Source organism: Streptomyces sp. NBC_00259 (assembly GCF_036181745.1).
Lineage (GTDB): Bacteria > Actinomycetota > Actinomycetes > Streptomycetales > Streptomycetaceae > Streptomyces > Streptomyces pratisoli.
Genome location: NZ_CP108080.1, coordinates 7,458,405 through 7,480,592 on the forward strand (window position 1 = coordinate 7,458,405; position 22,188 = coordinate 7,480,592).

19 protein-coding genes and 1 pseudogene are annotated in these 22,188 nt (G+C 70.7%); 7 read left to right on the forward strand and 13 right to left on the reverse strand.

From position 1 onward, the window contains the following. Nucleotides 1–205: 205 nt before the first annotated feature. The 3 genes from OG766_RS33385 to OG766_RS33395 all read right to left on the reverse strand — a co-directional run bounded on the left by OG766_RS33385 (nucleotide 206) and on the right by OG766_RS33395 (nucleotide 2,861). Nucleotides 206–1,438 (reverse strand): NAD(P)/FAD-dependent oxidoreductase, encoded by a 1,233-nt coding sequence (locus OG766_RS33385; protein WP_266385031.1) that lies wholly within the window; start codon nucleotides 1,436–1,438, stop codon nucleotides 206–208. Nucleotides 1,439–1,610: 172 nt separating this feature from the next. Then, entirely contained in the window at nucleotides 1,611–2,159 is a 549-nt protein-coding gene (locus OG766_RS33390) for a DUF1062 domain-containing protein (protein WP_266388604.1), read from the reverse strand. 189 nt (nucleotides 2,160–2,348) lie between these two features. Next, nucleotides 2,349–2,861, reverse strand: a complete 513-nt coding sequence (locus OG766_RS33395) for an Ohr family peroxiredoxin (protein ID WP_266385029.1) — start codon at nucleotides 2,859–2,861, stop codon at nucleotides 2,349–2,351. A gap of 449 nt (nucleotides 2,862–3,310) precedes the next feature. Here OG766_RS33395 and OG766_RS33400 point away from each other — a divergent pair, with 449 nt between their 5' ends. From OG766_RS33400 to OG766_RS33410, 3 genes are all read left to right on the forward strand, one after another. After that, nucleotides 3,311–4,174, forward strand: a complete 864-nt coding sequence (locus OG766_RS33400; protein ID WP_328727051.1) for a DsbA family protein — start codon at nucleotides 3,311–3,313, stop codon at nucleotides 4,172–4,174. A gap of 117 nt (nucleotides 4,175–4,291) precedes the next feature. After that, entirely contained in the window at nucleotides 4,292–4,792 is a 501-nt protein-coding gene (locus OG766_RS33405; RefSeq protein WP_328727566.1) for a GNAT family N-acetyltransferase, read from the forward strand. A gap of 61 nt (nucleotides 4,793–4,853) precedes the next feature. Next, nucleotides 4,854–5,363 carry a helix-turn-helix domain-containing protein gene (locus OG766_RS33410; RefSeq protein ID WP_443045577.1) on the forward strand — a complete coding sequence of 170 codons (510 nt, stop codon included), beginning with the start codon at nucleotides 4,854–4,856 and terminating at the stop codon, nucleotides 5,361–5,363. A 140-nt stretch (nucleotides 5,364–5,503) separates the two neighbouring features. Here the strand turns inward: OG766_RS33410 and OG766_RS33415 are convergent, their stop codons facing one another. The 4 genes and pseudogenes from OG766_RS33415 to OG766_RS33430 all read right to left on the reverse strand — a co-directional run bounded on the left by OG766_RS33415 (nucleotide 5,504) and on the right by OG766_RS33430 (nucleotide 8,965). Beyond that, nucleotides 5,504–5,851 carry a VOC family protein gene (locus tag OG766_RS33415; protein WP_266385023.1) on the reverse strand — a complete coding sequence of 116 codons (348 nt, stop codon included), beginning with the start codon at nucleotides 5,849–5,851 and terminating at the stop codon, nucleotides 5,504–5,506. 134 nt (nucleotides 5,852–5,985) lie between these two features. Further along, nucleotides 5,986–6,825 carry an aldo/keto reductase gene (locus OG766_RS33420; protein ID WP_266385020.1) on the reverse strand — a complete coding sequence of 280 codons (840 nt, stop codon included), beginning with the start codon at nucleotides 6,823–6,825 and terminating at the stop codon, nucleotides 5,986–5,988. 227 nt (nucleotides 6,826–7,052) lie between these two features. Beyond that, nucleotides 7,053–8,213: pseudogene (locus OG766_RS33425) on the reverse strand (pyruvate formate lyase family protein); the annotation flags it as partial. Between the two features lie 83 nt (nucleotides 8,214–8,296). Further along, nucleotides 8,297–8,965: a GAP family protein gene (locus OG766_RS33430; RefSeq protein ID WP_328727052.1), complete on the reverse strand. Its 669-nt coding sequence runs from the start codon at nucleotides 8,963–8,965 to the stop codon at nucleotides 8,297–8,299. Between the two features lie 257 nt (nucleotides 8,966–9,222). Between OG766_RS33430 and OG766_RS33435 the strand changes: the two genes are divergently transcribed. Then, the gene (locus OG766_RS33435) at nucleotides 9,223–9,960 is read left to right on the forward strand and encodes an SUKH-4 family immunity protein (protein WP_328727053.1); all 738 of its coding nucleotides are present in this window, start codon (nucleotides 9,223–9,225) and stop codon (nucleotides 9,958–9,960) included. Further along, the gene (locus tag OG766_RS33440; RefSeq protein ID WP_328727054.1) at nucleotides 9,890–10,453 is read left to right on the forward strand and encodes an SUKH-4 family immunity protein; all 564 of its coding nucleotides are present in this window, start codon (nucleotides 9,890–9,892) and stop codon (nucleotides 10,451–10,453) included. The genes OG766_RS33435 and OG766_RS33440 overlap by 71 nt, the downstream gene beginning before the upstream one ends. Nucleotides 10,454–10,464: 11 nt before the next feature. Here the strand turns inward: OG766_RS33440 and OG766_RS33445 are convergent, their stop codons facing one another. The 6 genes from OG766_RS33445 to OG766_RS33470 form a co-directional block, all read right to left on the reverse strand. Continuing rightward, the gene (locus OG766_RS33445; protein ID WP_328727055.1) at nucleotides 10,465–11,931 is read right to left on the reverse strand and encodes a pyridoxal phosphate-dependent decarboxylase family protein; all 1,467 of its coding nucleotides are present in this window, start codon (nucleotides 11,929–11,931) and stop codon (nucleotides 10,465–10,467) included. A gap of 84 nt (nucleotides 11,932–12,015) precedes the next feature. Continuing rightward, nucleotides 12,016–13,437 (reverse strand): MFS transporter, encoded by a 1,422-nt coding sequence (locus OG766_RS33450; RefSeq protein WP_328727056.1) that lies wholly within the window; start codon nucleotides 13,435–13,437, stop codon nucleotides 12,016–12,018. Nucleotides 13,438–13,535: 98 nt separating this feature from the next. Further along, complete coding sequence (locus OG766_RS33455) at nucleotides 13,536–14,534, reverse strand: glutathione S-transferase family protein (RefSeq protein WP_266388598.1); 999 nt, start codon at nucleotides 14,532–14,534, stop codon at nucleotides 13,536–13,538. An 88-nt stretch (nucleotides 14,535–14,622) separates the two neighbouring features. Continuing rightward, nucleotides 14,623–14,838, reverse strand: coding sequence for a hypothetical protein (locus OG766_RS33460; RefSeq protein WP_266385007.1), 216 nt, complete (start codon nucleotides 14,836–14,838; stop codon nucleotides 14,623–14,625). 214 nt (nucleotides 14,839–15,052) lie between these two features. Continuing rightward, nucleotides 15,053–17,011: an RICIN domain-containing protein gene (locus OG766_RS33465; RefSeq protein WP_328727057.1), complete on the reverse strand. Its 1,959-nt coding sequence runs from the start codon at nucleotides 17,009–17,011 to the stop codon at nucleotides 15,053–15,055. 258 nt (nucleotides 17,012–17,269) lie between these two features. Then, nucleotides 17,270–19,297, reverse strand: coding sequence for a hypothetical protein (locus OG766_RS33470; protein WP_328727058.1), 2,028 nt, complete (start codon nucleotides 19,295–19,297; stop codon nucleotides 17,270–17,272). A gap of 468 nt (nucleotides 19,298–19,765) precedes the next feature. On the opposite strand from OG766_RS33470, the gene OG766_RS33475 reads away from it, so the two are divergent. Both OG766_RS33475 and OG766_RS33480 read left to right on the forward strand, forming a co-directional pair. Continuing rightward, nucleotides 19,766–21,043 (forward strand): ROK family transcriptional regulator, encoded by a 1,278-nt coding sequence (locus OG766_RS33475; RefSeq protein WP_328727059.1) that lies wholly within the window; start codon nucleotides 19,766–19,768, stop codon nucleotides 21,041–21,043. Between the two features lie 256 nt (nucleotides 21,044–21,299). Further along, nucleotides 21,300–22,184: an arginase family protein gene (locus OG766_RS33480; protein ID WP_328727060.1), complete on the forward strand. Its 885-nt coding sequence runs from the start codon at nucleotides 21,300–21,302 to the stop codon at nucleotides 22,182–22,184. Nucleotides 22,185–22,188 lie beyond the last annotated feature (4 nt).

A 22,188-nucleotide genomic window follows, 5' to 3' on the forward strand; every position in this document is an offset into this window, starting at 1 on the left:
GTGACAGCGAGGTCACCGGCTTCCCGCCGCAGGACGGTCGTGACGAGGCAAGGGCGCGGTAGCGCGCTGCCGGGCGCCGCGGGTTCGCTTCGCCGGTGCTGCGAGGCGTTCTGCGCGGCGCCTGCTGCGTAGGGTGCGCCGATACGAGGGTGAGACGCCACGATGACCTGCGATGTCGTCGCCCCCCACCCTCGTGGGCGGGTTCTCAGGGGAGAAGGCTGTCCAGGGGGACATCGGGATCGGAGAGGCGGGCGTCGTCGAAGTCGGCGCCGGACAGGATCAAGGAACGGATCGTATCGATGACGTCCCACACGTTGACGCTCATCCCCGCAAGGATGCGGCTGCCCTTCATCCAGAACGCGATGAACTCCCGCGCCGCGACATTGCCGCGGAAGATCACACGGTCGTAGCCGCCCGGTTCGGTGTACCCCACGTACTCCATCCCGAGGTCGTACTGATCGGTGTAGAAGTACGGAAGCCTGTCGTAGGCGGCGTCCTCGTCGAGCATGCTCAGCGCGGCTGTCTTCGGCTGGTTCAAGGCGTTGGCCCAGTGCTCGACGCGGATGTGACGTTCGAGCAGTGGGTGGTAGGCGTTGGCGACGTCACCGGCGGCGTAGATGTCGGCCACAGAGGTCCGCAGGTGCTCGTCGGTGACGATGCCGTTCCGTACGTCCAGGCCCGCTTCCTCCGCGAGCCGCACGTTCGGTGTGATGCCGATACCCACGACCACGGCGTCCGCGGCGAGGTGGGTGCCGTCGGCGAGGGTCACACCGTCCACGCGGCCGTCTGTTCCGGTGATGCTCTCGACCTGCGTGTTGGGGCGCAGAACCACCCCGTGATCCTTGTGCAGGCCGGCGAACGGCTCCGCGGCCTCGCGCCCGAGCACCTTCAGCAGCGGCAGCTCCGAGTGCCCGAGCACCGTCACCTCCGCTCCGGCCGTCCGGGCCGCCGCGGCGGTCTCGAGGCCGATCCAGCCGTCGCCGATGACGACGATCTTCGCCCCCTTGGTGAAGACCTCCTTGAGCCGTTCGCTCTGTTCCACGCGCCGCAGATACAGAACGTTCTCGAGATCCGCTCCGGGAACGGACAGCGGGCGCGGAGACGAACCGGTCGCCAGGAGCAGCTTGGCGTACGGCACACGACGACCGTCGTCCAGCTCCACCTCCTTGGCCTGCGGATCGACAGCCTTCACGCTCGTGCCCAGGAGCAGATCCACCTCGTGCTCCGAGTACCAGTCCTCAGGGTGCACGAAGATCGAGTCGCGCTCCTCCTTGCCCAACAGGTAGCCCTTGGAGAGCGGCGGTCGGATGTACGGCCGCTCCTGCTCGTTGCCGATGATGAGGAGCGGGCCGCGGTGGCCGTGTTCGCGCAGTGCCTCCACCGCCTTGCCGGCGGCCAGACCGCCTCCGACGACCACGAAAGTGTGCACAGGGGACATGATGTTCCTCACCTCGGATGTCGCATTTTGCGCCATGTTATGAGTGTCACCACTCAGACCGAGGGCCTGCGCACCCTGTGACAACGTGCCGTTCAGCCATTGAGACGCTCGGGAACGCCCAGGGGCCTGTCCGGCGGATCTTGCCGGACAGGCCCCTGGTGCCGAGGAGAGCTCAGCGCTTGAGCGTGAAGGTGAAGTCGCCGGACAGCTTGCCGTTCAGCCGGACTGCCGAAACGAGATTCCCCTCCGTGATCAGTCTTTCGACCTCGGCCCGCGACAGACCGCACCCTTCAGCGATCAGTCGCACCGGCCGGACAGGGATCCGCGCCGCGAAGCGGACCGAGATGTCGATCACCTCGCGGTCCAGGTGATCCGATCCGCCGGTGTGGAGGCGCCAGGCGCCATCCCAGTCGAGGGCGATGCGATTGCGGCGCCGCACGACCGGATCCTGGAGCAGCTCAGCTGCCAGGCCAGGGTCGTTGGCATGCAGCCGGTCCAGCAGCTCGGGTCGTACGGAGCGCACGTTCATCCGCTCCAGGACCGTGAGCTTGGTGGTTTGCCCGCAAGCGGTGCAGAGCGCGAGGAGCCAGGCGTCGATGACCTTGTGGTTGGCGTTGACGCGAAACTTGCCGTTCGCCCGGAAGCGCTCGGACGCGCACGTGTGGCAACGGCGGAGGACGAGCGGCAGGCAGGTGGGTATGACCACCCAGTTTTCGAGCAGCACAGAAGTACACCGGTTTCAGTGAGAAGTCCGCAGCAAAAAGCAGCGCGGCGCACATGCGCGACGCGCGACGAATCAGCTCTCGGGAGGTCTCACACGGTGTACAACGGCACGTCCTTGCCTAGGCGAATCGGTTCGGCAGCACGGTAATGGGGCACCGTGGCGCCGCTCCACCGGTTTTCTGGCGCCTCACCGCCAGGGCGACTCGGGAGCCAACGTGATGGTTGTCGGCGTTCCCTGCACGGCCATCCTCGTGTAGGGGGACAGTGAGTCGGCCTTCTCCAGAAGGGGAGCGGCGATCTCCCGAGGGACGCCCGGCCACTTGACCACCAGGTCGACGTGCAGCGAGTAGCCGCCGTCTCCGGGGTCCCGCCCGAAGGCCACGGTTGCGTCTACGGAGATCGAGGTGGCATCGAGTGCCGCTTGTCGCGCCACGAGGCTCAGGGCTCCGTGGAAGCATGCGGCGAATCCGGCGGCGAACAACTGCTCGGGGTTGGTCCCCTCGCCGTCCCCGCCGAGTTCGGCGGGCATGCGCAGGTTGAGGTTCAGAGCCCCGTCTGCCGACTGGGCGATGCCGGAGGCGCGCCCGTGCCCGGCCGTGCCGCCGTTGACGGTCACCGTCGTCGTGTAGATGGGGGAGAAGGACGGCCCGTCGAAGTCCTTGTCGGTGGACAGGTCGGGCAACCGGATCGGCTCGTTCATAGCGCGACTCCGGCGTTCTCGCGGCCTGCTCGCGCTGCGATCTTCCCTCGCACCGCAAGGCGATTCACCTGGCCGCCGGCAGGGCTCACTGTGCCGCTCATGACGATCGTCACGTCATCTGTCCTTCAGGTCTTGGCGGATCTTGGGTCAGGGCAACCAGTTGACCGTCAACGCACCGTCCTTGTGACAGCCGGCCTCGAGCAGCAAGTGCTGTGACCCGTGGCGACGTGGAGCCGACCGGCCGGGTCATCGTTGCCTCGGATCTCGACAGCGACCCCGTCGCCATCGGTGAGTGTCTGTTCACCATCCGTTTCTCGCTGGGCAGCACAGGACCGGGACTTTCGGGCCGAAGATCGGGACCTTCGCCGGGCGGAACCGTCCGTCGGCCGCAGTGCCATGGAAAGGGGGCGAACGTACGGCGATCCGCCCGACGAACTGCCGAGGAACCTATGAGCAACAACTTCAGGAAGCCGCAGCGAGGCACCGATCCGCAGAAGCCGAGGCAGACGCCCAGGCAGAAGCCGCAGCAGAAGGCGGCTGCCTTTCGCGGGGCCCAGGCTGCGCGGGCCCGTCGGCGCCGGGTGCTGTTCGGGCTCGGCGCTGTCGCCGCCGCGATGGCGATCGGTGTCGGCGTGGGCACCCAGCTGACGGGGCGCACCGCAGAGGCCGACGAGACGCTGGCCTCGGGTTCGGAGCGGCCGCCGGCCGTTCCCGCCAACACCTCCGGCAAGGACGGTGTCGTGGTTCCCTACGGCGACAAGAACGCCAAAGGCACCCTGACCGTCTACGCGGACATGCGGTGTCCGTACTGCGCGGCTGTCGAGAAGCAGCTCGGCGCCGCCGTCGACGAGCTGGTGGCGGACGGCACGATCAAGGTCGAGTACAGGATGGCCGCCTTCCTGGACGGGGCGCTCGGCGGCAAGGGCTCGCACACCGCGCTGGCTGCTCTCGGCGCGGCGGCGAACGAGAGCCCGCGGAAGTTCTACGAGTATCAGCACGTCCTCTACGCGAACCAGCCTCCGGAGGACGAGGACTCCTTCGCCTCCACCGCCAAACTCGTCGATCCGGCCAAGAAGGTCCCGGGGCTGAACTCCGCGGCGTTCAACAAGGCGGTCAAGGAGAAGACCTATCTCCCCTGGGCGCAGAGGACCGGTGGCCGGTTCCACGAGTACGGCGTCAGCGGTACGCCGACCTTCGTGGTCGACGGCAAGCAGATGACCGTGCTGGACGACGAGGGGCGCCCGGTGAGTACCAAGGCCTTCGTCGAGGAGGTCAGGACCGCCATCAAGGGTTACCACCCGGCCCGCGATTGAGGTCGCGGTGGGATCGGGCAGTTCGGGTTGAGATGCCCATGTGCCTGTTCAGGGCAGGCGGACTGAGATACTCCGGCCATGGATGCTGGAGTGATGGAGAGCGGTGCGCGATCGGATATGGCAGTGGCTGCACGGATCACGCCGACGCACGCCGCGGGCTGGGTGCTGCGGTCTGCGGTGGCAGCGGACATCGAGATGATCGCGGAGTTGCGGGCCACGGTCATGCGTGCGGATTTGGAACGCCTTGGGCGCTACGACGAGCACCGGGTACGGCAGCGGCTGCGGGACTCCTTCTCCCCGCAGCACACGTCGATCATCATGTTCGACCGTGAACTCGCAGGATGCGTCACGGTCCGGCCCGCCGAAGGCAGGCAGTGGCTGGAGCACTTCTACCTTGCTCCGCATCGGCAGAGCCGAGGGCTCGGATCCGCTGTGTTGCGCACGGTGCTGGAGCGAACGGACGCGCAGGGCATGACCGTGGGCTTGAACGTCTTGCAGGGCAGTGCTGCCCGTCGACTCTACGAGCGCCACGGATTCGTCGTGGAAGCCCAGGACCCGATCGACATCTTCATGGTGCGCCCGCCGGGGGCGATGGCGAGCACTCCGGCAAAAGCCTGACCTGCGACGGCGCGACGGCCCCGACTCGGTCCGCGACGCCGTCTTCTGCGCCCGTGCGGCCTTGTCCCATCCTGCCTTCTGCGGCATCTCCCGTGCACATCTCGGCGAGTTGATCGAGGAATTGGCAGACCCGTGGCCGGCGCGGTGCGAGTCGGCACTGCGTGAGCGGCGAGGTGCTGCGCGGCGGCGGGCGGCCGGTGCCGGCCCGAAGCACGACCTGGTCTTCGCCGACCGGGTGCTGGCCACCCTGGTCCGTCTGCGCACCGGGCTCCCGCACGCCGCGCTCGCCGAGCTGTACGGCACGGCCCGCGCCACGGTCTCCCGCGCCATCGGCGAGATCCGCCCGCTGCTGGCGGCACGCGGCTTCGCCGTCCTCGATCGCCCCGGGGTGCGGCTGCGTACCCTGGCGGACGTGTTCGCCTACGCCGAGGCCGAAGGGATCCGGCTGCGGATCGACGGAGCCGAGATCCATCGCGCGATCGCTTCGCTGATCTCGGACCACTCCGCCCGTCGGCCAACTCGCGGCAAGCCGAGCACCGCGCTGGTTCTCGCCCGACCGACGGCCTACTGATCAACCACCAGCCGAACCGCCAGGCCAGTACGCCCCGACCTCAATCGCGGACCGGGTCGTGAGCAGGAATCCTGGCGAAGTGGTTAGACGAACGGCCCTGACCAGCACTCTCGCGAGTGGCGTGGAAGTCAGGGTCCCGGTCATCGGTGGCTCAGCACGTTGATCACCCGGCCGTTGGGGTCACGGACGAAGAACCGTCGTACCCCCCACTCCTCGTCCTGCAAGGGGTGCACGATCTCCGCGCCGCTCTCGCGCATCACCGCATAGGCCGCATCGACATCGTCCACCTCCACGCTCATGTCGGGCACGACCGTCGCGGACTTGTCCTCGCTCATGAAGGTGACCTGCGCCGTGGGATGGGAGGGAGAGGCGAGCGTCATGACCCAGCCGAGGTTCATGACCTCCTCGAACCCCAGGAGGCCGTAGAAGTCACGGCTCTCCTCCATGGCCTGCGATCGGATGTCGGGCATGACGCGGCGGATGGCCATGGGTGACTCCTCCTGACATGTGACAGCAGACGTGGTCCTGACTGTCCCCGGATTGTCCCCAGAGCTGCTGCGACGTGCCCGTCGCGACGCGTCTCGGCAGGCGCGGTCACCTCTTCCGATCGAGCGGTTGAGCCCTATGCCGGCTCGTGCAGCCGGTCGAGACGATCGCGGTGGGCCTCGGTCAGCTGCAGACGTTCCGCGGCGAGGTTCTCCTCCAGGTGGTCGATCCGGGCCGTTCCCGGGATCGGGAGGACGACCGGTGAACGGTCGAGGAGCCAGGCGAGCGCGACCTGCGTGGGAGTGGCGTCGAGTTCGGCCGCCACGGCGGCGACCTCGGCCATCGCCCCCGATTTCCCCCAGGCGACCGGGCGCCAGGGCAGGAACGCGACTCCTGCCGCTTCACAGGCCGCGAGCACCGGATCGTGCTCGCGGTCGAGCAGGTTGTAGCGGTTCTGGACGCTCGCGACGTCGACGATCTCCCGTGCCTGGTCGAGTTCGTCGACGGTGATCTCCGACAGTCCGATGAGGCCGATCCTGCCCTCGGCCCGCAGATCCCGGAGTGTGCCGATCTGGTCGGCGAGTGGCGTCTCGGGATCGATACGGTGCAGCTGAAGCAGCTCGATGCGTTCGACGCGCAGCCGGCGCAGTGCCTGCTCGACCTGATCGCGCAGAACGGCCGGCCGGCCGTCGGGCTTCCACTCTCCTGCGGGGCCTGATCGGGCCATTCCGACCTTGGTGGTGATGAGGACCCCGTCCGGGTACGGGTGCAGGGCCTCAGCCAGGAGTTCCTCGTTGGCGCCCCCGCCGTACAGATACGCGGTGTCGATCAGAGTGATGCCCAGCTCGACGGCCCGTCGGGCGACCGCGAGCGAGGTCTCGCGGGCCCGGTGCGGCTCCGTCGGAAGGTGCATGGCCCCGAACCCGAGTCTCCGTACGTACAGATGCCCGCCGATACGAAACCCGGTCGATGTCATGTGCCGTCTCCCCCCGGTCAAGAGGCCACACTAGCAGGGGAGTTGGAGGAGCAGCCCGGTCCCGGCAAGGGGCGGTCGCGTGCATCCCGGCGGGCCGGGTGCCAGACGGCGTCGAGACCCTCGGCCGCGAAGATTCGCTTGGCCTCGGCGACTTGGGCGGCCGTCGGGGCAGGGGTGTCGCGGAGGGTGAATTCCATGTTGAGGGCCTGCCACTTCGACCGGCCCAGCTCGAGCACGTCGCGACTGAGCACGTTGACGTTCATGTGGAAGCCGTCGACGGTCATGTAGCCGTCGAGGACGCCCGCCAGGTTGCCGATTCGTTCCTCGGGACTGCGGCCCAGACCGTCCGGAGTGACTGTGCTGGTCAGGGAGATACCGTCCTCCGCGCCCTCGTACGGGATCTTGCTGACCGACGGGGCCGAGGCGACGTAGCCGTGTCGGTCACGGCCGTTCATCGGGTTGGCGCCGGGCGAGAACGGAGCGCCGGCGCGGCGGCCGTCGGGCGTGTTCCCGGTCTTCTTGCCGTAGACCACGTTCGAGGTGATCGTCAGCACGGACTGGGTGTGCTCCGCGTCCCGATAGGTCGGCTGCTCCCGCAGCCTCTTCATGAACTCCTCGACCAGCCACACCGCGATCTCGTCGGCCCGGTCGTCGCAGTTGCCGTACGCCGGGAAGTCACCCTCGACGGTGTAGTCGGTGGCGAGGCCCGTGGCGTCACGGTGGACGGTGACCTTGGCGTACCTGATCGCGGACAGGGAGTCGGCGGCCACCGAGAGGCCTGCGATGCCACAGGCCATGGTGCGGCGCACGTCACGGTCGTGAAGAGCCATCTCGATGCGCTCGTAGGCGTACTTGTCGTGCATGTAGTGGATGACGTTCAGAGCGTGCACGTACACCTCCGCAAGCCAGCGCATCTGTGCGACGAGCTTCGGCAGCACCTCCTCGTAGTCGAGGACCTCGGAGGTGAGGGCGCCGGTGCTCGGGCCGACCTGGGCGCCGGACCTCTCGTCCCGGCCGCCGTTGATCGCGTAGAGGAGGGCCTTGGCGAGATTCACCCGGGCGCCGAAGAACTGCATCTGCTTGCCCACGGGCATGGCGGAGACGCAGCAGGCGATAGCGGTGTCGTCGCCGAACCGGGGACGCATGAGGTCGTCCGACTCGTACTGCACCGCCGACGTGTCGATGGAGACCCTGGCGCAGAACTCCTTGAAGTCCTGTGGCAGCCGCGGCGACCAGAAGACCGTCATGTTCGGCTCCGGGGCAGGGCCGAGGTTGTAGAGAGTCTGCAGGTAGCGAAAGGACGTCCTGGTGACGAGCGGACGGCCGTCGTCGCCCATTCCGGCGATCGACTCGGTGACCCAGGTCGGGTCTCCGGAGAACAGTGCGTCGTTCCCGTCGTCCGGCGGACTTCCGCCACAGGGCCGATGGGCCACCTGGTCCCTACCGACCGGGCAGGAGGTAGGCCCGGCGCTCAGAGCTTGACGAGGCCTTCGCAGAGGACGAGAACACCGATGGCGGCGATCACCACGGCCATCACACCGGCGGCCTGCTTCTCCAGCCACCCCCTGGCGCTGGTCAGTGGGGCGAGGACCCGCTCGCCCATCAGCGCCTGCAGCACCACCGGCAGGGCCACGGTGCTGGCGGCGCAGACGGTGAACACCACGAAGGGCACCACGGCGCTCGTGGTGGAGGACGCGGCCGATCCGATCGCGAGGCCGGCGGCCGCGGAGAGCAGAAGGATCTTCGGGTTTGCCACCGACAGCAGCACTCCGAGGCGGAACGCCTTGGACGGGCTCGCATCGGCGAGAAGGCGCATCCAGCCCGGCGCCGGCCTGCCGTGTCTGGTGAGCCATTGCCGGATCCCGAGGAGGATCAGGAACGTGCCCACCCCCACTCTCGCCCAGGCGACCCAGGTGTGTCCCTCCGAGGGGCGCTGGACGACGGAGGCCAGCGCGGCGCACGCGCCCGCGGGTACGACGATTCCGATCACCCAGCCGGCCAGGAAGGCACTGCTGGTCGCTCGTGGCCGGGGCGTGAACTGCATGAAGAGCGCGGGGATGAGGGTGAACGGCGACACGGCGATCACCAACGCGAAGAACACGACCTCACCGAATGCCACCGGCACCGCCTTCTGCCGCATTCGCCGAATGTGCGTGCACGAACAGTCGCCTTGTCTTGAGAAGGTCCGCCAGCGCCGTGATCGAGGGCTCCGGGTGGGGGCCCTGGCGATTCCCCGAGGATGCCACACGGCTCGGTGCATCCGGCGGCACCCGAGGAACAGGCCGTGTTGCTCACCGCCCGCTCCCACGGCCTCTGACGCGCCCGTTCCTCGTACATCGCTCATGAGTTTGACGCGGCGTCATACCGGCAGCTCGATCATCTGGGGGAAGGCGGAGCATGCACACCGGACCGACAGCGAACAGCCACGGCCGACTCGCCGCGGAGACGCTGCCCGCAGGGCTGACCCACGAGCCCAGCCGGGAGTTCCTGGTCGAGCGCGGGCTGCCGGGGACCGCCGCCGACCTCGACTTCACGGCCCTGCGCGGCGGCCGGCTGGAGCCGTTCACGTCCCGCGCCGGCCGGCCGATCGGCGACGGACGGCTGTGGGTCCTCGGTACGACCGACTACTGCGGCAGCCGGGTCGTGCTCGACGGCGTGACCGGCGCGGTGCTGCTGGCCGAGGCAGGCACGCACGGCCCGGCGGAGGCGGAACCGGTGCACGACCCTCTCGCCTCCTCGCTGCCCGCGCTGGCAGAGCTGATCGGTACCTGTGAGTGGGTGTCGGAGACCGCACGGCGCACCGACGCGTACGACGGACGCCGCGGCCCCGATGTGATGGCCGATGTGATCGAGGCCGCCGCGGTGCGGCTGCGCGGCGCCGATCCGGAGCTGTTCGGCGCCGAGGCCGCTCCCGCGCACTGGCGCACCTGTCCGCTGGTCCGGTCCCTGGCCTGGGGCGCCCGGCCCGGCGGACGCGCTGGCGTACACCTTCGGAGCGGACCTGGTCCGCGACCTCGCGCGGCTGGACGGCGACGGCAGGGTGCGCCACTACCGCCCGGAGGAGTTGCCGGAGCAGCTCACCCACGAGCCGACCCGGCGACTGCTCACCGAGGTCGGACTGCCCCTCGCCGGTGAGCTGTTCAGCGTCGGCGACGAGCCGCTGCGTACCATGGCCGAGGCACACCCCGACACCTTCGCGGACACGGACACGGACGCGGAGACAGGCACGGAGACGGGCACGGACACGGAGACGGGCCGGGGCCACCAGCGTGACTTCCTCGCCGTCGGCTGGTGGCCGCACGACCTCAGGGTCGCCCTCGACGGTGTCACCGGCCGCCTCGAGTTGCCGGAGTGGTACGGGGAGGGCGAGCCCGCGGCCTATCTGAACCGGGACCTGTCCGCGCTGCTGTACGCCTGGTGGATCTACGAGCGACTGCGCAGGGAGTGGTACCGCTGGGACAACGGTGCCGCCGCGGACACCTGGCGGGTGTTCGACCCGTTCGCGCTGCTGAGCAGCCGGGTCGACGCGATGGTGGAGGCGGTGGACCCGGAGGCGTTCCGGACCCCGGCCCACTCGTGGCGGATGCTCGCCGAGGATCCGTACACGGGCGGGCTCCTGTCCCACTGAACCGGCTGCGATCAGACCTGGAAGACAGAGCCGACGAACTCGGTCAGCAGTCGCTCCTTGAGCCGCCCGGGCAGGGCGTCGAGCAGCACCAGGACGGGCGCCATCCGACGCGGCAGGCCCCCGTCCCCCGTGAGGCCGGCGAAGGCCACTACGGCCTCCACCTCCTCCGGCCCCAGGGTGTCGGGGTCCAGTCCGGCCGCGAGGTGTGCGAGCCCCGGGTCGACGGCTACCGGCTCCAGCGCACGCGCCGCCTTCAGCGCGGCGGCCAGGTCGGCGAGGAGCGCGTCGACCCGGCCGTGGGTGGCGGGGGTCAGGGTGAGGTGGAGGTTCGGCGGAAGACCCTCGAAGGAGAGCTGCGGCTGGAGGTACCAGCCCCGCTCCCGCATCTCGTCGGCCAGGTGCAACAGCAGGCTCAGATCGGGTGCGCCGTCCGCGTCGAGGAGGGTGAACGAGACGAGACTCGCGCGCGGTTCACCCAGCACCCGTACGCCGTCGATGCCGCTCAGCCCCGCCAGCAGCCGGTCCGCCGCCTCCGCCACCGACCGGGCGAGCGCGGTGTAGCCGTCCTCGCCGATGCGCTGCTGCACCGCCCACGCCTGGGCCAGCAGCCCCGCCGGTTTCGTACCCTGCACCGTCGGGTTGACCACCGGATAGCCCGGCCAGCCCGCGTGGGCGAAGTACTGGTGGCGGCGCAGCCCGGCGTCCCGGTAGAGCACGACCGAGGCGCCCTTGTCGGCGTACCCGTACTTGTGCAGGTCCACCGAGAGCGAGGTCACCCCCGGCACCGACAGGTCGAAGGCGGGCACCTCGCGCCCCGCACGTCGCAGATACGGCAGGAACCAGCCGCCGATGCACGCGTCCACATGGCACAGCACTCCCCGCGAGGCGGCCGCGCCGGCGATCTCCGCCACCGGATCGACCACCCCGTGCGCGTACGACGGGGCGGACGCGACCACGAGAACCGTCCGCTCGGTGAGGGCCGCCGCCATCGCCGCCGCGTCGGCCCGGAACGTACCGGCGTCGACCGGGACCACCACCGTCTCCAGCCCCAGATACGCGGCCGCCTTGTGGAACGCGGCGTGTGCGGTCGACGGCAGGACGAGCTGGGGCGCCGTCACGCCGCGCACGGTGCGGGCGTGATCCCGTGCGGTCTTCACGGCCAGCAGGATCGACTCGGTCCCGCCGCTGGTGAACGTCCCCTGTGCACCGGGCGCCCCGAGCAGCGCCACCGCGGCGGCGACCAGGTCGTTCTCCAGGCGCGCGACACTGGGGAAGACGGTCATGTCCAGGCCGTTGACGGAGGCGTACTCGGTGTACGCGGCGGCGGCGAGCGCGTCGAGGCCGTCGAGGCCCGCGTCGTAGACGTAGGCGAAGGTGCGCCCGCCGCGAGTGGGCGCGTCCTGCGCGCGCAGGGTGCGCAGTTCGGCGAGGACGTCCTGGGCGGTTCGGCCCTGAGGGAGTGCGGGTTCGGTCGTCACGGTCCTTCTCGTCCTTGGCAGGGAATCACGTGGCAGTGACTCGACGGGGCAGGGGCGGGGGCGGGGGCGGGGGCGGGGGAGGCGTCAGTCCGTGGTGGCGGCTTCCGGGGGCTCCTCCCGGTAGCGGTGCAGCAGCCACAGGCTCGCCACGGCGAGCAGGGCGGGGAGCAGGCTCATACCGACCGTGATGCCGGCCAGCGCCGTGTCCGGCTGCCCGACGGGGCGCGAGGCGTCCGACGAGCGGAACCCGGTCGCGGCGAGCACCAGCGCGAACACCCCGGCGCCGAGCGCGAACGCGAGGGTCTCGGCCGCCGTCCACAGTCCCGTGAACGTCGCGGCCCGCCGGCGCCCGGTGCGTACGGCGTCGGCGGCGAGCGTGTCGGCGAGCATCGTCAGTGGCAGCAACTGGAGCCCGGCGTAGGCGATTCCGACGGCGGCGACCGCCCCGTAGCAGAGGGCCGGGCCGGTCCACGGGGTGAGGAACAACGCGGCCGCCCCGGCGGTGAAGAGCAACGAGGCGCACCACTGGGCGTATTTCGTGCCGCGCGCCCGGGCCAGCCGGTTCCACACCGGCATCACCAGCACCAGCGGGCCGATCATGCAGACGAAGAGCGCAGTGACCGCGGAGGCCGATCCGACGGTGTACGTCGCGAAGTACTGAACACCGGCCAGCATGACGCCGATCGCCAGGGCCTGGAGCGTCCACATGCCCACCAGGTACCGGAACGGCTCGTTGTCGCGGGCCGCCGCCAACTGCGCGCGCAGCGAAGGTTCGGCCTCGCTCCTCGCGACCTGTGGTGCCCGCCGGGTGAAGTGCCAGGCCCCGAGCATCCCGGCCGCGAGCAGCAGGGCCACGAGCACTCCCATCAGGCGGTAGCCCGCCGTGCCGCCGGCGTCCCTGCCTGCGTCGGCGTGCGCGATCGCCGGTGCGAGCGCACCGGAGAGCAGGATCGCCACCCCGAGGAACGCGACCCGCCAGCCCAGCACCCGGCCGCGCTCGGCCGCGTCCTCGGTCATCTCCGCGGGCATCGTCACGTACGGCACCTGGAAGACGGCATAGGCGGTGGCGGCCAGCAGGAACAGCACGCCCACGTACACGGCGGCGGCCGTGCCGCGCAGTGGTGGCGCGGCGAAGACCAGGGCGAAGAGCGGGGGCAGCGTGACGGCACCCGCCAGGAGGAACGGCCGCCGCGACCCTCCCTGCACCCGGCTGCGGTCGGCCGCCGCGCCGACCAGCGGATTGATCAGCACGTCCCAGGCCTTGGGCAGGAACACGGCCGCACCGGCCACGACCGCCGGAACGGCGAGCACGTTGGTCAGGTAGTAGAGCAGGATCAGCCCCGGCACCGTCCCGAACGTGCCGGTGCCCAACGACCCCAGCCCGTACCCGATCCGCACGGATCGCGGCAGCGGCGCGGCCGGGCCGCGGCGGCCGGACACGGCGGCGGGTTCGCCCGCGCCGCCGAGTGCCGCTGCGGAAGGGAGTGCGTCGGGAGCGTCGGACATGGATCCCCCACGGCAGGTATCAGGAAGGCGCGCGCTGACGGCCGTAGGAGATCACGAAGTCCCGCCGCTGCGACAGATGTGCGGCGAATACGGAGCGCTCACGCAAGAGGCGTGTGACCGGCCGGCACCGCCTCGTCGGGTGCGACCGCTTCGGGCGGCTTTCCGTCGCCGAACGGCCGTCCGCCCAGCGCCGCCCGGTCGTGCGGCGTCAGCCAGTTCGACAGGTCCGGTCCCACCGGCACGATCCCGGTCGGATTGATGTCGCGATGCACCATGTAGTAGTGCCGCTTGATGTGGTCGAAGTCGACCGTGTCACCGAACCCGGGCGTCTGGAACAGGTCCCGCGCGTACGCCCACAGCACCGGCATCTCGGACAGCTTCTGCCGGTTGCATTTGAAGTGGCCGTGGTAGACGGCGTCGAAGCGCACCAGCGTGGTGAACAGCCGCACGTCCGCCTCGGTGATCGTGTCGCCGACGAGGTAGCGGGATCCTTCGAGCCGCCGCGACAGCAGATCGAGCCGGTTGAACAGACGCTCGTACGCCGCGGCGTACGACTCCTGCGATCCGGAGAACCCGGCCCGGTACACGCCGTTGTTCACGTCCCCGTAGACCGTCTCGTTCACCGCGTCGATCTCCGGCCGCAGCGCGGGAGGGTAGAGCGCCGGCGCCCCTTCGCGGTGGTACGCCGTCCACTCCAGAGACATGTCGATGGTGATCTGCGCGTAGTCGTTGGTCACCACTTCGCCGGTCGGTACGTCGACGATCGCAGGCACCGTGATGCCGCGGTCGTAGCCGGGATCGCGGGCGAAGTACGCCTCCTGCAGCCGCTCGACGCCGAGCACCGGGTCGCGGCCGCCCGGGTCCAGGTCGAACGTCCAGCTGCGCTGGTCGTGCGTGGGCCCGGCGATGGCCATGGGCAGGGCCTGCTCCAGCCCGAGAAGCCGCCGTACGATCACCGCCCGGCTCGCCCACGGACAGGCGCGGCTGACCACCAGACGGTAGCGGCCGGGCTCCACGGGAAAGCCGTCGCGCCCGTCGGCAGTGATCCGGGTGGTGAGGTACCGGCTGTCCCTTGCGTACTCCCCGCCGCGTTTCACGTAGCTCACAGCATCGCCCTACCCAGGATCGATCGGCCTACCCGGGAACCACGGCAACGAACGCCGACAGCACGGCCGGGCCGCGGTGTCAGTCGGCGGCGGACCACACATCGATGCCGCCGCCGCGCCACTCCACGAAGGCCGGGTCGGCGAGATCGATCGTGTCGGGATCGAGCCCCGCCCGGCGCATGAACCCGACGATGTCTCGGGGGCTGTGCGCCTGGCCCATGACCAGGCCGTCGACGCGCACCCGCCGGGAGCCCTGGTCATCCGGTGGGTAGACGATCACGAGCCGAGGGTTCACGCTTCAAGCGTCCCTCCGGACCCTTTGTCACGCATCCGGATGACGACCGTGAGCAGCCGGGCGGCCGAGGCTGTGCCTCGGCATGTACAGCGCCGATCTCAGGGCTGCGGGGCCGGCTCCGCACTGATGCTGCTCCGGTCCTGCGCCCGCCGCACGGCGGGCGCAGGACCGGAGAGCGGATGCGGACGGCTCCTGGGGTGGGGGCCCTGCGGTGTCAGTCGTCCTTGCGGCCGACCAGGGTGGGCGGGATCGGCGCGGCGGCCCGGGCCGCGTCATGACGACCGGAGCCGGAGTGTGCGGCGCGGCCGGCGACGGTGAGCGTCAGGGTCTGCTCGGCGGCGGTCCTGCCGTCACCGACCGGGCCGCCGGTGGTGTCCGACCAGGCGCGGGTGGGCGTGGTCTCGGCGAGCCGGTCAGGGGACCCCGACATTCCGAGCACCAGCCCGCTGTAGCGGTTGACCAGGCGGAACGTTCCCGTGGACCGGCCGTCGGCGGTCGAGTTGGCGATGACGAACCACTGCTGGCCCACAGTGGGCCCGCCCGTGGGCGCCGCGGTCACCGTCGGCCTCGCGGCCCAGGCGCGGCCGGCGTTCTTGGTGGAGTCGACGCCGAGCAGCTCCCGGCTGTGGGCGTTGGCGATGCGGTACGAGCCGTCGCCGTTGGAGGTGAAGACCCAACGGCTGAGAGCGGAACCGTCGCCCGCGGGCCGAGAGGTGGTGGCTCGGCCGCTGCCGGTTTGCGCGAGGACGCGCCCGGTGCCGCTGCTGATGGTGTAGGCCGTTCCGGAGACGACGGGGGCGGCGGGGTGGCTGGTCCCGACGGCGGTGTTGTAGTACTCGCCGGACGTCTTGTCGGAGCACTCCCACGAGCAGTAGCTGCGGAAGCTCTTGCCGACGATGGTGGAGCCGGTCTTGTTCACCGAGTCGAGCATCCAGCGGTACCAGGACCCCGACCGGTAGTCACCGGAGTCGCCGATGAGCTTCCACTTCTGGGTGGCGAGGTTGTCGGTGGCGTAGAAACGCTGCGGTTGAGTGGCGTCCTGCACGATCGCCTCGGGCTGGCCTATGTACAGCCCGAGATGGGCGTTGTAGGCGATGTTCATGGTCAGCAGGTCGGACTTGGCGGGCAGTGTGCCCGCGGCCTGCTGCTCGGCGACGGTGCCGGGGTTGGACGGGTGGTAGTCGTTCGCGACAGGGGTGTAGCCGGTCTGGTTGTCGGCGTCGACCGGCTCCATGTTGCTCTCGAGACCGCCGACTCCGGGTTGGGACCAGGCGCCGTCGTACCACTTCTTCCAGGAGCCGGGAGCCATCTTGGCGGACATCGGGGCGCGGGCGACGTGACCGCGGCTGCCGTCCGTCCAGCCGCCCGGGACGCCGCCCTTCGGGATCGCCCGGGAGTTGTAGTAGACGTAGAAATAGCCGGAGGCGGTGTCCACGAACAGCCGCGCATCACCGTTGCCGTAGTAGTACAGATCGTGCGGGAACGCCGCGTTGTCGTCCCGCTTCGTGCTGTAGGGCGAGGTGAGGACGTGGTCCTTGATGTTCCAGGTCCTGCCCTGGTCCTTGGAGACGGCGTAGTCGATCGCGTCGTAGTGCAGGCCGTCCCCGAAGGGGTCCGGGGTGAACTCGTTGTGGATCAGCCCGTACCAGTCGCCGGAGTCCGGATCGACCCACACGCCCATCAGGTCGCAGTAGTTCTTCTGCGAGTGGTACGAGGTGTCCGGGGCGTACGTGGACTCGCGACCGGTGGGGCTGTTGTTGCATCGCCAGGTGGTGTCGTCGTTCCGGTCCTGGGGGTTGGCGGGGTTGACCGCCTCGCTGAGACGGGCGTCCCGGGTGGCGCTGTCGAAGTCCTTGCCGCGGTAGAACGTCCACTTGCGGGGGGCGTCCGGCTCGTAGAGGGCGTGGGCGGACTGGTAGTAGAACGTGCCGTTCTTGTCGATGTAGGTGGCGGCAGGGGTGTCGTCCGGATTGGTCCACGGGCCCTTGGCCCCGATGGTGACGCTGTACGTGGGGGAGTGCGGCGACGCGGATGCGGATGCGGATGCGGACGCGGGCCGGGACGCGGATGTGGACGTTGATGCGGACGCCGGTACCGCCGCCATGGTGCCGGCCAGCACTGCGGCCGTCGCGGCGAGCGCACCGGCGGTCCTCGTTCTGCGACGAACTGCCACGGAAACTCCTCTTGTGAGTGGGCCGCCCGATGAGCGGCCTGCGGATCGATGCCCTCGGTGGCACCGCCGGGGTCCGGGCGACCCCGGGTTGCCGGGCGGCCCTCCGTCACGAGAGCCGCCCGGGCGTTCGGCGGTGCTCGGACGTCCGGATGGCCACTCGCACCGGCTGCCCAAGTCGACCGCCACCGGCCTGCGTTCAGTGAGCGGTACGGCGTGTCCTTGCAGACGCCGTACTCGACAGCCCGGCAGGCCTGCGGTTCACCACTCGAAGACCGCCCAGCCCCGGTGCGGCAGGGACGTCTCCAGCTCCAGCAGGCCACCGGTGGCTTCGGTGGCGGCCCGAGCCGGCTCGGCCAGCGGGGCGAGCAGGGTGGCCCGCACGTCGTCGGGAGCCGTGGGCAGGTGGATGCGCGGGTGGGCCGCATCGGCGCTGCCGTTGACCACCGCGAGCCGGTGGGCGTCGCCGGATCGCGACGCGTGCGGGATCAGGTGGGGTGCGCCGCTCACCAGAGGCAGCCGGGGGTTCTCGCCCTCCAGGAAGCGGACCGCCGCGTGGACCAGCCGTCGGCCCTCGTCACTGCGGGCCAGTTCGGCGGGCGCCGTCGCGGCGAGTACCACCACACGTCCGCCGAGTGCGTTGACGAAGTGGCAGCGGCCGGCGCCCCAGGCGAGGCCGTCCGGCGTGTGGATTCCCGTGACGACGTGGGCGCCCGTCAGCGGTTCGAGCCGGGCGAGCGCCGGCTGGACATCGACGCTCAGGAGCGTGCCTTCGTCCGCCGACGTGTCCGCCGAGGTGTCCGCTGAGGCGTCCGCCGCCACCCGCTCGACGGCGTACGGTCCTGGCTCCACCCACTCGTCGCGGGAGACCAGTTGCCCGGCGCGCACGCCCAGCAGTTCGGCGAATCCGCGCTGGGTGAGGACGGTCGCGGCCACGCCGTCCAGCAACAGCCCGCCACGCAGCAGGTCACGGAGCTCGTCGTCGCTGAAGGTGTGGGCAAGCCGACCGAACAGGGCCTGGACCGGGGTGGGTTGGGCGGTGACCGGGACTCCGTAGCCGAGGAGGAAGTCCGCGGTCCGTCCGGGGTGGGCCGTCAGCTCCTCCAGTTCGCCCGTCACGGTCGGCAGCCGGGCGGCGGTGTCCTGCCGCCACGGCAGTCCGACGCCGAGGGGGACGGCGTGCTCCGGGCGGCGTTCGGCCAGCCAGTCGAGCGCCGGCCGGGCGCGGCGCAGCAACCGGTCGATGCGAGGGAAGTTCTCGGCTCGCTCGGCCTGGGTGGGATGCACGTTCAGGAGCAGTGCGTCGGCCCCCGACAGCTGGGCGGTGACCATCTCCGACCACGTCTGGGTGTCCGACTTCGACCATGAGGTGTGCGGCCAGTTCTCGATCTCGGGTTCGCAGGCCACGTGCCGCGGGCGCAGCGGGCGCTGCGCCTCCAGGGACCAGATCGCGGATGTCAGGCTGTGCGCCGGGGCGTCGGAGTAGGGCGCGAAGTGCGGCCGATGGGTCACGCGGGACCGCACCGAGAGTGCGGTGAACAGGGCGTCCCAGTCCCGTCCTTCCACGGAGTGCAGCGCAGGATGCGAGCTCATCAGCCCCAGCTGCGAGCTGCCGCCGGACCGCTCACGGACCACGTGCGCCAGGCCCTCGGCGACTTCGAGCTGAGCCGTGCGCCACACCTGCTGAAGCAGCGTCCGCCAGGGATGCGGCGGGCCGGGCGCGGTGACGGCCGCGACCACCTGGTCCCGGGTGACCGGCTCGCCCACGAGGTCGGCCAGACGCTCCAGCATCAGCGGCTCGAAGCCGCCGCCCCAGTCCAGTGGATCGTGGTTGTGGAAGCGGAAGTCGTCCTCCACCCACAGCACCCGGAAGCCCAGTCCGGCGAAGAGGCCGTAGTGCGCGTACAGCCAACTGCGCCACCGCGGGCAGGCGAAGGACGCCTGCGCGGCCGCGGACCTCCCGCTCGGCGAGACCATGGGTGTGAAGCCGAGCGCGCCGACCCGGCCCCGGTCGGCGTGCCCGACGGTGACCCAGGGATTGAGGCTGACCTCCAGGCCGGCGTCGGTCAGCACCCTGCGGGCCCGGGTCACCGCCGCGAGCCACAGGGCCTCTTCCTCGCCGGCGAGGTGACCGGTGTGCTCCTGCTCGGCCCCGAGCAGGAGCACGACTTCGTCGACCCCGTTCTCCCGGCACATCGTGGCCAGGGCGGTCGCCCGCTCGGCCACGTCGTCACCGGGGCGCAGCTGGAAACGCAGGTGATAGCGCGCGCGGCGGGCGTCCGGGCTCACTTGAGGCCTCCTGCGGCCGGTCCGGAGTGCCGGTCCCACAGCGGCACCGGCTTCACAGCTCTGGCGGCGAAGCTGTGCGCGCCGTCTCGGCCCGCCCTCGCGGGACACGGAGCGGCGTTCGGTCCTGCGGAGCCGGACCCGCCGTCGCCGCACGAGCACTCCGCCGCGGCCATGATCACAGGGGCGGGGGCAGGCGCCGTCACTCCCATCGGGGGCAACTTCACGGGCATCTCCTCAGCCGTCATTAGTTCGGCTAGAATCTAAACTTATTAGTGGCGCGTCAACAGGTGGGGAGCGAGTACTTCCGGAACCTGCCGAGGACCGGCCGGAGCACGGGCCGGAGCATCCGCCGAGTACCGGCCGAGCACCGGCCGAGTGCTCAGGGAGCCGGCGAGGTCCCCCCTCCCCGTGCAAGTAGCAACCGCGTAGCTTGAGGGGAACCGCGCCGACGGAACAGGAGCAGGCCTGGTGAAGGCAGATCTACGCGCAGCGGGCGTACGTGACTTGGGCAGACAGGGGCCGCCCCGCGCGAGTGACCGCGCCTCGCTGCGCCGGTCCAACCTCGGCCTGGTGCTTCGCCTGCTGCGCGATGCGGGGCCGCGGCCCCGCACCCAGATCGCGGACGAGACCGGCCTGCCCAAGGCCACCATCACCAACCTGGTCGCGGAGCTGGTGGAACACGGCCTGGTGCGCGAGGGAGAGGCCGAGCGTCACGGCTCCGTCGGCAGGCCGGGCCGTACCGTGGAGATCGACGGGCGCACGATCTGCGGCATCGGTGTGGAGATCAACGTCGACTACCTGAGCCTGATCGCCTTCGACCTGCGCAGCGACGTCATCGCCGAGCGGCACACCCCGCTCGACGCCCGCGGCAGCGAGCCCGACGCCGTGCTGGACCGCATGGCGGAGGCGATCGGCGAGACGTGCGACGCCCTGCGGGCGCGGGGGGTCCACCCCGTGGCGGTGACCATCGCGGCCCCCGGCGTGATCGGCATGGACACCGGTGTGGTCTCCTACGCGTCCAACATCGGCTGGCGGGACGTCGCCGTCGTCGATGGCCTGCGCACACGGCTCGGGCCCAAGGCGCCGCCGCTCCGGCTGGAGAACGACGCCAAGCTGGGCGCCATCGCCGAGTACCTGGTCGCCGCCACGTCCGACATCCACGACCTGATCTACGTGACCGGCGAGACGGGCGTCGGCGGCGGCATCATCTCCGACGGCCGACTGCTGCGCGGATCGGCCGGATTCGCCGGCGAGATCGGCCACATGCCCCTGGACCCGGGCGGGCAGCCGTGCGCCTGCGGCCGTCAGGGCTGCTGGGAGACCATGGTCGGCCTGGCGGCTCTGCTGCGGCTCGCCGCCGCGCCCGACGACCCGGTGCACGACACCACCGTCGACCTGGAACACCGGCTGGCCGAGCTGCGTCGTCGCGCCGACGCCGGCGACCCCGCCACCCGTGCGGCACTGGACCGGATCGCCGACGGCCTCGCGCTGGGGCTCGCGCTCCTGGCGGATGTCCTCAATCCCCGGGCCATTGTCCTCGGCGGCTACTTCGCCCACTTCGGTGACCACCTCGTCGACCGCGTGCGCGGCGAGTTGTCAGCCCGCGTCATGGCTCACGAGGCCGGCCGCTGCGAAGTCATGCTGTCCACCCTGGGGTTCAGCGCCGCGGCACGCGGGGGCGCCTACATGGCGCTCGACAGCGTCTACCAGGATCCGAGCGGAGTCTCCGCGGTCTCCGGGGTCTGAGCCCGAGGGGCGGGCGCCCGGTCGGATACTGCCCGGCCCGACGTCCCTTCCCGCCTTCCCGGATCGTGTCCGGCTCCACGGGGCCGCAGCGGGCCGCAGCGGGCGCAGCGTGCCGCGGCGGGCCGAGTGCGGTGGAGTACGTGGCGGTCGGCCCTGTGACACGAGGTCAAGGGGCCCGCGGCGGTGATACTCGATCAGGAACGCGGGAGAGACATGCCGGACCGGGCGCTCCCCATCAGCCGAAGGTGGTCGAGACGTGCGTGAACTGGCGATCATCGAGGCGCCGTCCGTGCTCGGGCTGCGGCCCTCCGGTGTCCAGGACCTTCCCGCGGCTCTGCTCGACGCGGGTCTCTCGGCTCACCCCGGTACCGTGCACGCCGGCCGGATCGAAGCGCCGGCGTACGACCCGAGGCGGGATGCGGACACCGGGGTCCTCAACCCCGGCGGCATCGCGCAGTACTCCGTCCGACTGGCCGACGCGGTCGGAGCCGTTCTCGACGCCGGCCGCTTTCCCGTGGTCCTCGGCGGTGACTGCAGCATCCTGCTCGGCAACCTCCTCGCCCTGCGCCGCCGCGGGCGCTACGGACTGCTCTTCCTCGACGGCCACACCGACTTCTACCAGCCGTCGGCAGAGCCGACCGGCGAGGCGGCGTCGATGGAACTCGCCCTGGCCACGGGGCGTGGCCCCCGGCTGCTCACCGACCTCGAAGGCCGTGGGCCCCTGCTACGGGACGAGGACGTCGTCGCCTTCGGATTCCGTGACTCCGCCGAGTCCTCGCGGGACGGGATGCAGCCACTGCCGCCACAGCTGCACGCGATCGACCTCGACGGCGTACGCGCAACCGGCGCCGCCACGGCAGCGCGCCGGGCGATCGACCGGCTCACCGCCGGCGAGAACGCCGGGTACTGGGTCCACCTCGACGTCGACATCCTCGACGACGCGATCATGCCCGCCGTCGACTACCGCCTCCCCGGCGGGCTGACCTGGCAGGAACTGGAGAGCGTGCTACTGACAGCACTGGGCGACGAACGAGCCGCCGGTCTCGACGTCACGATCTTCAACCCCCGTCTCGACCCCGACGGGAGCATCGCCGTACGCCTCACCGAGTGCCTGAACCGAGCGCTGTCGGCACGGACCTGACCCC